This window comes from Xanthomonas hortorum pv. cynarae, from assembly GCF_002939985.1.
Taxonomy (GTDB): domain Bacteria; phylum Pseudomonadota; class Gammaproteobacteria; order Xanthomonadales; family Xanthomonadaceae; genus Xanthomonas; species Xanthomonas hortorum_D.
In genome coordinates this window covers 85675-96454 of record NZ_MDFM01000020.1, presented here as the reverse complement: position 1 = coordinate 96454, position 10780 = coordinate 85675, and the positions used below count along the sequence as shown (strand labels likewise).

Annotated in this window: 10 protein-coding genes and 3 pseudogenes; 4 read left to right on the top strand and 9 right to left on the bottom strand. The window is 60.4% G+C overall.

The window, feature by feature from the left end; translation table 11 throughout:
- Positions 1 to 86: 86 nt before the first annotated feature.
- From XcyCFBP4188_RS14725 to XcyCFBP4188_RS14710, 4 genes and pseudogenes are all read right to left on the bottom strand, one after another.
- Positions 87 to 686 (bottom strand): hypothetical protein, encoded by a 600-nt coding sequence (locus XcyCFBP4188_RS14725; protein ID WP_104592370.1) that lies wholly within the window; start codon positions 684 to 686, stop codon positions 87 to 89.
- Between the two features lie 161 nt (positions 687 to 847).
- Positions 848 to 1777: a hypothetical protein gene (locus tag XcyCFBP4188_RS14720; protein WP_218972687.1), complete on the bottom strand. Its 930-nt coding sequence runs from the start codon at positions 1775 to 1777 to the stop codon at positions 848 to 850.
- 68 nt (positions 1778 to 1845) lie between these two features.
- On the bottom strand, positions 1846 to 3039 hold the full coding sequence (locus tag XcyCFBP4188_RS14715) for a dsDNA nuclease domain-containing protein (RefSeq protein ID WP_160113180.1): 1194 nt from the start codon (positions 3037 to 3039) through the stop codon (positions 1846 to 1848).
- Between the two features lie 299 nt (positions 3040 to 3338).
- Positions 3339 to 3751: pseudogene (locus XcyCFBP4188_RS14710) on the bottom strand (integrase); the annotation flags it as partial.
- A 32-nt stretch (positions 3752 to 3783) separates the two neighbouring features.
- Between XcyCFBP4188_RS14710 and XcyCFBP4188_RS14705 the strand changes: the two are divergent.
- Complete coding sequence (locus tag XcyCFBP4188_RS14705) at positions 3784 to 3915, top strand: DNA-binding protein (protein WP_104592367.1); 132 nt, start codon at positions 3784 to 3786, stop codon at positions 3913 to 3915.
- A gap of 286 nt (positions 3916 to 4201) precedes the next feature.
- Here XcyCFBP4188_RS14705 and XcyCFBP4188_RS14695 read toward each other — a convergent pair whose 3' ends face one another.
- On the bottom strand, positions 4202 to 6010 hold the full coding sequence (locus XcyCFBP4188_RS14695; protein WP_104592366.1) for a transmembrane repetitive protein: 1809 nt from the start codon (positions 6008 to 6010) through the stop codon (positions 4202 to 4204).
- A 13-nt stretch (positions 6011 to 6023) separates the two neighbouring features.
- Positions 6024 to 6623 carry an NfuA family Fe-S biogenesis protein gene (locus tag XcyCFBP4188_RS14690; RefSeq protein WP_006450396.1) on the bottom strand — a complete coding sequence of 200 codons (600 nt, stop codon included), beginning with the start codon at positions 6621 to 6623 and terminating at the stop codon, positions 6024 to 6026.
- Positions 6624 to 6711: 88 nt separating this feature from the next.
- On the opposite strand from XcyCFBP4188_RS14690, the gene XcyCFBP4188_RS14685 reads away from it, so the two are divergent.
- The 3 genes and pseudogenes from XcyCFBP4188_RS14685 to zupT form a co-directional block, all read left to right on the top strand.
- Positions 6712 to 7068: a 4a-hydroxytetrahydrobiopterin dehydratase gene (locus XcyCFBP4188_RS14685; RefSeq protein WP_023904057.1), complete on the top strand. Its 357-nt coding sequence runs from the start codon at positions 6712 to 6714 to the stop codon at positions 7066 to 7068.
- Positions 7065 to 7487 carry an energy transducer TonB gene (locus XcyCFBP4188_RS14680; protein ID WP_006450398.1) on the top strand — a complete coding sequence of 141 codons (423 nt, stop codon included), beginning with the start codon at positions 7065 to 7067 and terminating at the stop codon, positions 7485 to 7487. The genes XcyCFBP4188_RS14685 and XcyCFBP4188_RS14680 overlap by 4 nt, the downstream gene beginning before the upstream one ends.
- Positions 7488 to 7747: 260 nt before the next feature.
- Positions 7748 to 8434: pseudogene (zupT, locus tag XcyCFBP4188_RS14675) on the top strand (zinc transporter ZupT); the annotation flags it as partial.
- Positions 8435 to 9029: 595 nt separating this feature from the next.
- On the opposite strand, the gene XcyCFBP4188_RS14665 reads toward zupT, so the two are convergent.
- The 3 genes and pseudogenes from XcyCFBP4188_RS14665 to XcyCFBP4188_RS14655 all read right to left on the bottom strand — a co-directional run bounded on the left by XcyCFBP4188_RS14665 (position 9030) and on the right by XcyCFBP4188_RS14655 (position 10771).
- Positions 9030 to 9485 (bottom strand): hypothetical protein, encoded by a 456-nt coding sequence (locus tag XcyCFBP4188_RS14665; protein ID WP_046933037.1) that lies wholly within the window; start codon positions 9483 to 9485, stop codon positions 9030 to 9032.
- 53 nt (positions 9486 to 9538) lie between these two features.
- Positions 9539 to 9865 carry a hypothetical protein gene (locus XcyCFBP4188_RS14660; RefSeq protein ID WP_104592365.1) on the bottom strand — a complete coding sequence of 109 codons (327 nt, stop codon included), beginning with the start codon at positions 9863 to 9865 and terminating at the stop codon, positions 9539 to 9541.
- A gap of 65 nt (positions 9866 to 9930) precedes the next feature.
- Positions 9931 to 10771 (bottom strand): annotated as a pseudogene (locus tag XcyCFBP4188_RS14655) (hypothetical protein).
- Positions 10772 to 10780 lie beyond the last annotated feature (9 nt).

Sequence of the window (10780 nt, the reverse complement as noted above, 5' to 3'; positions counted from 1 at the left end):
CTGGCGACCTGTCCCCTGTAGAGTTTGAACGGCGCTACGCGCAACGAGGGTCTTGAGTGTCTACGGAACCCTGGGCGTATCACACCTCAGGAATCCTGGGCACCAGCCCGGCCGTTTTGCTTTCTGTAGCTTCTCTCAAACGCCAGTTCTTCATTGAGCAATGTGAGAGCCCCCCGAATGACTTCCGCGACTGCAGGGAAGTCATCTTTCGATAGAGCGCCCTGGCTCTTCTCGAATGGAACAACCGAGAAATTGGAAGTGTCGAGGTCTGCCGGAAGGGTTTCGATTGCGAGGACTACTTGATGGCTTGCGCTGGCCGCACGTCTGGCGACTTCAATCATCTTCCGGAGATTCTTTTCGTCTTGGCCGGATTGCTGTGGGGTATCCATGACAAACGGGAATAGAGGGCAATCCCCATATTCGGCATTTGTACTCAAGAGCCCGAGGTGGACTGCGAGCATGGAACGTGGGGCAGAGCTTCCCCCTGCCTCAGCGCGATTCCCAGGAACAACCTTGGAGACTTGCTCATCACTTGGAACATTGAGCGTTTGTGAAAACGTAGTAACGGCATTCGAGAAGTATTCCTGAACAGTCTTGATGCGGTGCTTATCGAGGAAGTGCTTAGCACGCACTTTTAGCTCCCGCTCTTTGGCCTCAAGGTCCGTTAGGTTGACCTTGATTTCCATTGATACGCGGTGGAATGCCTCGTCTAAGGTTCGCCGACTCTGCGCGGCAAGCAGTTCGCTCAGCGCGAGGTCTGCCTTACGCTCGTGCGCCGTGCGGTCAAATTCAGCGATAGTGCTAGCGATCTCAGAAAGCTGTGACCGGATGCTTTCGTCCTCAGTCCTCAGATCATCAGATCATCAGAGCGACTCTGGAGCTCAGCGACGAGAGCGGCCATCGTGTCCGCATCTTGGGAGAGCGTGAGGCGTGCATGGAACGAGTTCTCATGGTGGACGCCGCAAGTGGGGCATTCGATAGGACCGGGTGGGAGGTCGGACAGGTAGACGATGTCGGAGCTCAGTTCTTTATGGGCCGCGCCAGCTAGCTGCAGTTCTGCCAGCATCTGCTCACGAGTTCCCATCACAGTGAGCAGCTTCGCACGCATCTTTACCTGGAGGTTGTAGGCGTCTTTCGCCTGTCTGCCAAGCTCTGCCAGTTCGTCACGGAAAGCCTGCGGATCTAAAGTTGGTACGTCTTCGGGGAGAATCTCTTCGACGCGCCGGAAAGCTGCGGTTTGAGCATCCAACTCCCTGCGCTTCTCATTTAAGACGACGGTCAGCTCCTCTTGCTTCTGCTTCGCTTCGAAGTACGCGTTGGGCTTAAGTCCGATGAAAGACTCGAACGTAGGCTTCTTCCAGGCTTTGAATTGGCCCAGGTTCTCATACGTGTCCCAGCTCGTGCCCCAGCTGCCGTCCTGGTCCATATAGAAAGGGAGGGTGAGGTACTCCATCCCTGCTTGATCGAAGCGGTCGCCCCTAGGACGGGGAAGCTGTAGACGGTAGCCAAATATCCGGGCGAGATGTCGGCTCCATTCACTCATCTTCTGAGCACCGAAAAGCAGCCGTCCATCGAGGAACAGCCCAAGGCGGTTCCCTTGCCGCAATACAAAGTAGTCCTTGCCGTCAAACGAGAACTCAAGCGCACCGACGGTTTCAGCGTCCCAGTTGCCGACGTTGCGCTTAGGCGGATTGCAGCCGAAGACCCAAAACAGGTTCTTAGTTATTCTCGATTTCCCTGTCCCGTTTGAGCCGAGGAGGAGAGTCTGCTGGGACAAGTCCAGCCTCCGCGCGCTTGCGTCTCGCTGCGATATCAGAAAGAGCGTCTTGAAGGTGACTTTCCGGCTCATGCTTGAGCCTCAGATTTCGGATCAGCCGCAATATGGAGTACGTCGATTTCGATTCCATCGTTTAGCACCAGTAAGGCAACCGCATTTATGTATCCTCGCTTGAGCCCTGCAAATACGGAAGCGTTTGCGGAGAAGCCTGCTTCCACCAACTTATCCATGAGTTCCCCCAGCTTGGCTCCACCTGCCGCACCCATAACTTCGTTAACGTGCGTCGCAAGCACTAAGACGCACTGCTTTAGCTGATTGTTTGTTCGATCCACGGCATGGGCGAGCACCGTCACGCGCTCGGCCTGGATCGCTTTGACTGCCACGAATGCGTGCGCTTCGGAGTGAAGCCGAGCAATGGCTCCATCCAGGACCTCGCCGATCTGAGGCTTTGCTCCGGCAACGCTGGCAAGGGCTTGAACAGCTTCACTCCGCGAGAGAAGTCTCTTCTTTAGCTCGGCGAAGTTCACGGCATAGCCGGTGTTCGATGCTTTGGACTGCAGTATGGAGGCTAAGACGCGCGCGGCGACTGTCGGTCGCTTCAAGTCGAACGGAAGCTTCCCGCTTTCGCTGAGTTCTGCAAGCTTTCCGGCTAGGAAATAGTGCTGCTGCCCCAGCGGTAGATCGCTGCGATGAATTGCAAAGTCACTGAGGTCGAGGGTTGCCGCTGCAATGCCCAGCTGCTTCCCTATATGTTCTCTAATCTCGTCCTGCTGGCCCGTTGCCAAGTCGGACAACTGGCACTGATTTACAAAAGCATCGTCCGCCGCATCGAGCGAGACTTTCACTCCGACATTCGAGACAAACCGGAGCTTCGTGGGGTGGCCCGAGAATTCACTCCGGCGCTTGTAGAGCTTCGCCAGAGCTGATGCATCTCGCGTCTCGTCCTTTCGCTTTCGGCCTTCCGTTCGGAGGTCTTTCAGCTTCCACCCTCCAGTCTGCTCGTTCTTCTTTATCTGGCAGAACTCGACGGCTGCGGGCGATTCGGCAGAGTTCAAAAGCGCTACGTCCTCTTTGACTTCCATGCCAACTGCAAAATCTTCATCGCCCGCGAGCAGTTCTGCTACCGCCAAAGCTCCCCACCATTGTTGGTAGGTAAAGCCAAGAGTGGCATTCGCGCCGGTCTTCTCGTCGGTCGGTTTGTCCCGAAGTAGTAACTCAAGAGCATCCGGTTTGTGCTCTTGGTCTCCTGGTTGGTCAGTCATGGGCTTCCCTTGCTCCCCTTGCATCAAGCATAGCGCATCACACCATGTGGGGAATCCTGAGAATAGAAAAAAGCAGAAGGCCAACCCTGAGGCCGTCATTGGTGCACTAGATGAATGTACTAGAGCCAGTGCGTCGGCAACATGTAAATAGCTGAATTTAAATAACCTGCCGCTAAAACTGATACGCCTTAAGAGCGGCGGATTTTCAGTCCTCTCTACAAGCGCGCCGATGGCATTTCACGTTCTGGCCCTTGGTGGAGGGGCTGTGGGAAGACACATGAAGCGTGTGAGGAAACATCAAGGGTTGGGGCGGCCCGGTCGAGCACCGGCTTGTCCGGGGTCGAGTTCGCGATGACGCAGGCCTGCTGGGTTTTGTTGTGCTCGAGCCGATGGATATAGCTCGCCTCGCCAAACTGGCGCAGGTCGCGCACGTCGGCGGCGGCGATTTGCCAGCGGCCACCGCTGGCAAACCTGAAGCAGAGCAGCACCCGGTCATGGATCTCTTCTAGGTCGTCGCAGGTCCAGCATCGCGTACAGCTCGGGCAGGGTGATAGCGGTCTCCTTGCGCTGGCGCTCGCCGCGTTTGACTACCGCCTTTGTCGTGCGGCTGAGCACGGTTCGAATCGCTGGCTGCTTGCAGGGGATTGGCCGCCTGTTTGAGTCGGTGCGCGGTGGAAAGCACGGTGACCCGATGCCGTACGGTGGCAACTGAGGGGCAGGGCGGCAATACGGGAGACAGTTTCAATGGCCAGAGGCATCACCGAATCCGACGTAAACGACGCTGCCGATGCACTTGTCGCAGATGGCGAACGACCTACGGCCGAGCGAATCCGCGCCCATCTAGGCACATCGCAGCCAAACACAGTTGTGCGCTAGCTGAAGACTTGGTGGAAAGGTCTACATACTCGTTTGGCAACGGACAGTCGGGGCCGAATCACCACGACCAACGTGCCTGAAGCCGTCGCAGCCCTCTGATGAGGCAGTAGCCGCTGATCGTGCATCCATGCCGGCCGAGCTTGCCCAACTGAAAAACTTGGCCCGCGCTGCCCAGCAGGCGGAACAGCTCGCTGCGGCGCGGACCTCCGAATTCGATCCAAAGCCAGATCCACCCAACCTGATTTCGCATAATGTATATTATGTCAGGAAACGCCCAGCTGACCTTCTACCTCACAGCCCCATTGTCTTCCTGCAACTCCCGCTTGAACGGCACATCCGGCGGCGGTCTTGCGGTCGCTGGTTGATCGTTGAGATTCGGGTCGCTCAGGCCGCAGCCGCCGCCGAACTGCAGCAGCGACACCACGCAGCTGATCTTGGTGGTCGTTCCCGGGATCGGGATTTCGATCTTCTTCAGGCCGCGCCGCACCCATTCCTGCAGCAGCGACTGGTTCGGCATCCAGTACTTGTCCAGCGAAGTCGGCGTGTAGCCGTATGGCGGACGTTTGAGCCAGGTGCCGCCCTGGGCGATCTGGTCACGGGTCCAGGTGTCGGTGTCGCTGCCTGGCGGCCCGCGTTCGCCCGCGCCGTTGCCTGCATCGCCGGTTCCGGCGGCAACGCGGACGCTGCCATCGGCGTTGAACATGCCGTCGCGTTGGCCATCGGCGCCGGTCGTTTTCCCGTCACGGTTGCGGTCGGATTTGCTCCAGTCGTCGGCCTTGGTTGCCACATCCCAGCCGCCGCTGCGATCAACCAGCTGCGGGCCGGCGTTGCTATTGGTTGCAGGTTTGCTGGATGAAGATGCTGCTGCCGAGTTGGTGGATTGTTCGGATCGCGATTGGGTCGCTTGCGATGGTGTGGACGGCGCAGTGGAAGGCGTCGGCTGCGCCGCAGCGCTAGCGGCTGATGCTGTCGGCGACGGAATGGTCGGGGTCGATTGGGCAGGCACCGCAGGTGCCGGCTGAAGCTGCGGCGCTGGATCCGGCACACTCGGCAACTCCGCCGTTCGAACCGCTATTTCCGGCATGCGAACAGTCGGTGTGAGCTCGCGATTGCGCACGACTGGCGCAACGACCTGAGGTCGATCCGGCACCACGATTTCGCGCTCTCGAACCGCTGGCGCATCGGCAGATCGCACCGCAACGTTGGTGGCAGGACGTTGCAACTCGCGCAATTGCGGCTGTTCGGTCACCGTCTGAATCTCACGCTGACGCACCTGTATCTGAGGCGCTGCAGCCTCGATCGGGCGCGGAGCCACGGTGATCGTGGGCGGTGGCGGCACTACGAAGTCGTTGGTGGCTACTGGCGTTTCGGTCACTTGCAGCGGCGATTCGATCGTCACCGGCGACACCTGCACCCTCACCTGCGGCACATCCGGCGTCGTTGGCTCGCTGACGGCAGCCACCGGTTCGGGTGCGACCTGCTGCGTCTCGGCAACGCTTGAACTGTCAACGGAATCAGCGGTGGCCTGCGTTGGCTGAGGCGGTGGCGTTGCCGAAGCAGCCGGCTTGCCACTCGCCGCAGGCGCATTCGCTTGCGACGCTGCAGACGCGTCACCCGCGGCAGCCTGCGCAGCAGCAGGTTCCCCTTCACCACCGCCCTGCTCCGCCGCACCTTCGCCGATGAAGCTCATGCGCACGCGCGATTCGTCGCCTTGTTTGGTTTCATCTGGTGCCCAGCGCACGCTGACCACCCAGATCAGCAATGCGATGAAGCCGAGGTGGATCAGAAAACTGCCGAGCAGCGCCAGCCAATGCAGCGGGCGTTCGTCTTTCCGGCGCGGTTCCCAGTGTTGCCACCACAGGCTACGAAAGGCCTGAAATGGAGACAGCAGCGCCGCAGTCCGCATGCTGTGCGGTAACGCTGGCCGCGCCAGCAGTACATCGGCCACCTGGCCGCGGTCGAACGGCGCAACCACGCTGTCGCGGTTGCGCATCCAGGTTGCCCAGCCGTAAGGCAGGCCAGTGCGCCGATCCAGAATGAGTTTGCTCGGCATGCGCGCGCGCAGTGCCTGCAGCAGATCGGCAGCCGTTGTCACCGGTGGTGCGGAATCAGGCCGCGCTGTCGCGCGGGATATACGGCGCGTCGCCGGTGGCGTGGTCGGTCGCGTCGCGCACCGCAATCACGCCGGGCACGCGTCCCATCAAGGTCTTCTCGATGCCCTGCTTCAAGGTCACATCGGCCATGCCGCAACCGTGGCAACCACCGCCGAAGCGCAGCAGCACAACACCATCGGCCGAGACCTCCTGCACTGCCACGCGGCCGCCGTGCGAGGCCAGCTGCGGGTTGATCTCGTTCTCCACCACCCAGCGCACGCGCTCCACCATCGAGGCGGAATCAGCCGGCGCTTCGCCCTTGATCTTGGGCGCCTTGATGGTGAGCTGCTGGTTGCCGGTGGACTGGGTGACGTAGTCGATCTCGGCGCCATCCACCCATGGCACGCTGGCGGCGACGATATAGAGAGTGAAGCCGTCGCAGTCGATCGCCCATTCATCGCCACTGAGATCGGCCGGTTCGGCGAACTCGAGGCGGGCATCGGCGCGCGGGGTACCCGCATCCACCGCGCTCAGGCGCACGCCCATGCCGGGCACGCCCTCGCGTTCGATGAGCTTGCGGAAATAGGTCTGGGCTTTGTCGGATATCTGGATCATGCGGGTTATTCTACCGCTCAATGCGCCCGCGCTCATGGAACACCGTGATCCCGCTGGGCGCGCTGTCCGCCACCCCTGCGAGACCGTCATGACCGATCTGATTCCCCTGGAACAGGCCCATTGCCTCCCGCGCAAAGGCAGCGACCACAAGCTTGGCGAAGCCCGCCTGGCCGAGCTGTTCCCGCAGGTGCCGGGCTGGGAGCTGGCCGAAGCGGGCACGGCGATCACCCGCACGTTCCGCTTTGCCGACTATTACCGCACCCTCGCCTTCGTGAACGCGCTGGCCTGGATTGCCCACCGCGAGGACCATCACCCCGATCTGGGCGTGCATTACGACCGCGTGGTGGTGCGCTATTCCACCCACGACGTCGGCGGGCTGAGCGAGAACGACTTCATCTGCGCGGCCAAGGCTGCGCAGCTCTACGATCAGGGAGCCACTGCATGACCCGTTACCGCTCCGCCCTCGCCTGCCTACTCGTTGCCTTCGGTATCAGCGGGTGTGGCAAGTCGTCTCAGCAGGCGTCCGCGCCAGCGGTTGCACCGACCGAGCTGGCCGCCTTGAAGACGCCGCCGCCGGAATACTCGCCGCAACTCGCCTGCGCCGGTGTCGGCGGCACCTCCGTGCTCAGAGTCGTGATCGGTACCGAAGGCACCCCCACCGACGTGTCGCTGGCGCAAAGCAGCGGTCAACCGGTGCTGGACGAGGCCGCGCAAACGCGCGTGCGCGAATGGAAGTTCAAGCCTGCCACCCGCAACGGGCAGCCGGTGCCGCAGACGATCCAGGTGCCGGTCGCGTTCAAGCCGCCGGTGCCGCGTCCGGACGAATGCTTCGCCATCGAAGAGCGTGCACGTCGCGGCGGTTGAGCGTTGATGGAATCTCGCAGGTAGCGCGTCGCCAGACAGGCGACGCTGGGGAAACGGACAGGCGAATAGCGCATGTCCGTTTCCAGCAGCAAACGCATTCGTTTGTTTGCCTGTAATCGTTCTGCCCATCGCACCAGGCACCACACGTTCGTCATCCAGGCATGACCATCCTGCAATCGAGGGTGGCCGTGCGCCTATCGCGCAGCTATCGCCACGCTCCCCGCAGAAGTGCGTTCCATTCCACGAGGTCGTCGCGTCACATGCTCGAAGTGTCATCACAGAACGTCTGGACCGCGTTTGCGGTCACCCTTGCCGCCGGACTCGCTACCGGGCTCGGCAGCCTCATGGTGGTGTTCTCCAAGAAGCCCAATCCGCGCTTGCTGGCATTCGGGCTGGCATTCGCTGGCGGCGCGATGGTGTACGTGTCGCTATCGGAGATCCTCAACAAGTCGATCGCCTCGTTCTCCAACGCTTATAACGACAAGCTCGGCTTTACCTTCGGCACCTTGGCGTTTTTGGCCGGCATGCTGCTGATCATGGTGATCGACCGCCTGGTGCCCAACCCGCACCAGAGCCTGTCCAGCGATGACCCGCTGTTTCGCGACGACAACCGCGCCTACATCCGCCGGGTCGGCTTGATGACCGCCATTGCGATCACCGCGCACAATTTCCCCGAAGGTCTGGCAACGTTTTTTGCGACACTGGAAAGCCCGGCAGTGGGCATGCCGCTCGCGTTCGTGATCGCCATCCACAACATCCCCGAAGCCATCGCGATCGCGGTGCCGGTGTACTTCGCCACGCGCAACAAGTTCTATGCCTTCGGCGCCAGTCTGCTGAGCGGATTGGCCGAGCCGATCGGTGCCGGCATCGGCTATCTGGCCTTGTCCAATGTGCTGTCCGAGGCGGTGTTCGGCACCGTCTTCGGCTTGATTTCCGGGGTCATGGTGGGGTTCAGCCGACATACGTGTAAAAATGACTCACAAGCTCGGATTTCACCCATTGCATCAGTGAGTTAGCGGATGTTTCTGGGTAACAAAACTCCACTACCAACAGCGATTAGCTCACTTTCGGCTGTTTTTTACACGAATCCCTGCCGACCCTTAATTTCAACTGCGCCCGATCGCTGGGCAGGAGTTCGCCTGTCCACACGGTTTTTCGCTCGGTTAAAGCAGGTTTACGCTTTTTCATGAGAAGTTGGCAGTCCGCACTCTAAGTAGGGGTTCTTATATGGGATGCTTCAACGTCACAGGCGCCAGTGGGAAAGCGAGCGAATATGTGGTCGAGCAACACGCTGGCCGGACCACGAATGAGCAAACGACGCAAGAGCCGGCAACTCATCTTGAGGCACAGGGTGTACTGCAAGGGTTGAAGAGGCAAAGCTCGATTAAGAGTCATTCTGATGCCGAAGATGATGTGCAGTTTGCCGTGTCGCAAGCGCGAGCGGGAGGGCGCTTCCGTCCCGGTCCGCTACCTGAGCAGAAGGAACTGATCGCGCCCGCAGCCCGAAAGGAATAGGTTGCGACCAAAGGTCACAAGGTCCATTCAAGCGGCGCCGATGACAAACAGCGGGTCGGGACTGGCCGGCTTGCCATTCCCATCGATCACCCACACGCCCCAATGCGTGACATAGAAAGCCTCACGCTTGTTGACGTCCTTGGACTCACAGCCGTCGAACGTCGCGAAAAATTTATCCCAAGCCAACACCGGCTCGCCGCCAACGGTCCATGTGAGCGAGCCGGGAAGGGGCCGGCCCGGCCCCTGGATTTCGCCGATCAGGCGACATTCGTAGGAATGAAAAGGCGCGAGCGTGATACACCGCTCCGCGCCCACGTGGATGAATTCGGCCCCCTCTGACAAGGGAATGGCCGACTCGATGTCTTGCTCTTGCTGCCCTTTCAGCAGCGCCCGCAAGTACCAATTTGTCTCGATGGTGAAAAGTGCGCCGGGCGCAAGCTCGATCGCTTTCGCTGGTGTGACGGCACTGGCTTTAATCGTCATGCTTTGCTCCTTGCTTGTTGGTTAGGGTTTCCGAGCACTTGGTGCCGCGCACACTAGCGCTTTAGCAGCTTAAACGCCTGGGCGATCATGTCGATGAGAGTGAACTCGGCCATGCCGGCCTCGTTGCCGTCCAGTAGCTTGAGGGTTGTATGGAAGGCCTTACCGTCAGCAATGACGGTCATCATGTACCGGCGCTTGTCGATCGCTTCATTGTCGATCGCAAGCTCTGCCATCACTTCGGTGATCGTATCGATGCGCAACCAGCGCATTCGCTGGCCGTCTTCGGTGGTCGAATGTTTGCCCTCGGTCTTCGGCAGGACATTCAGCCAAAGCTCCTTTCCGTCCGGGTTGGTGTAGATGCCAAGCTCGCTTAGGCTCATCGGTTTCTCGTTTCCTTCGTGTGGGTAGCGATAGCTAACAGCTCGGTGATCGCCGCATCCTGCGCTCAGTCGTAGGCCACCAGGTCGCAGCGCTCCGGATAAAGCAGCCACATCAGCTTCTCGTAGGCAGCTAGGCGCTGGACATCGGTCAGCGCTGACAACCTCGATGCAAGATCGAGCAAGTCCACTGTGGGTGCGAAGATTTCCCAGTGACCGGCGTTTTTCTGTTGCTGTTGCGCTGTCCGATCGGAGGCGCGGCTGGCCGCAACGTCTGCCAGTCGATCCACGTCAGTCGTCCACGGGCCTTGTGGCAAGTGATCGCATAGCTGCTCATCTTCATCCAGTCTGTCCAGGTATGAAGAGTGCGCTTCGTTGCACTCGTCGTTGAGCATTTCTGCAAGCGCGGCCCATTCGTCATCAGTGAACTTCGGCATGTGCCGCAGGACCAATTCACAATACGAACTTAGGATCTGGGAGAGCCGCGCGTGCACAAAGCGGTGGCCGGTGAACATGGCCGCGTTGGCATGCACTAGCCCGACACGCAATTCGTAGATCTCCGGCGTGTCGGTTTGCACGATGGCGTCGGTTGCGGCGCTCTCATCGTGGCGCGCCACCAGGGCATTGAGGCGTGCTGCGTGATCGGCCTGGGCTTGCTCTAGCTCTGCCGATGTGGACGCATAGCCGGTGGCCACTGGCGCGATCAGGGCATGCAGGCGCTGCCATGCGGCTACGTACTCGGCTCCCAGCTCCAGGTCCCTGAGCTGGGGCCATCAGCACGTGTTGCAGATCCGCGCTAAAGGTCCGCAGACGCGCTTCGTGCTGCTCCACCAAGCCGGCGAGAAAGTCGCGCTCGGCGGTTACCTGGTGGAGTTCGTCATCAGCCCCAGCGGTCGCAGCGCAGCCCAGGCTGCGCGT

Bases quoted from the DNA above. Each gene is read 5' to 3' on its own strand.
- XcyCFBP4188_RS14725 (WP_104592370.1), bottom strand. From the start codon at position 686: ATGGAAATCAAGGTCAACCTAACGGACCTTGAGGCCAAAGAGCGGGAG.
- XcyCFBP4188_RS14715 (WP_160113180.1), bottom strand. From the start codon at position 3,039: ATGACTGACCAACCAGGAGACCAAGAGCACAAACCGGATGCTCTTGAG.
- XcyCFBP4188_RS14705 (WP_104592367.1), top strand. From the start codon at position 3,784: ATGGCCAGAGGCATCACCGAATCCGACGTAAACGACGCTGCCGATGCA.
- XcyCFBP4188_RS14690 (WP_006450396.1), bottom strand. From the start codon at position 6,623: ATGATCCAGATATCCGACAAAGCCCAGACCTATTTCCGCAAGCTCATC.
- XcyCFBP4188_RS14685 (WP_023904057.1), top strand. From the start codon at position 6,712: ATGACCGATCTGATTCCCCTGGAACAGGCCCATTGCCTCCCGCGCAAA.
- XcyCFBP4188_RS14680 (WP_006450398.1), top strand. From the start codon at position 7,065: ATGACCCGTTACCGCTCCGCCCTCGCCTGCCTACTCGTTGCCTTCGGT.
- XcyCFBP4188_RS14665 (WP_046933037.1), bottom strand. From the start codon at position 9,485: ATGACGATTAAAGCCAGTGCCGTCACACCAGCGAAAGCGATCGAGCTT.
- XcyCFBP4188_RS14660 (WP_104592365.1), bottom strand. From the start codon at position 9,865: ATGAGCCTAAGCGAGCTTGGCATCTACACCAACCCGGACGGAAAGGAG.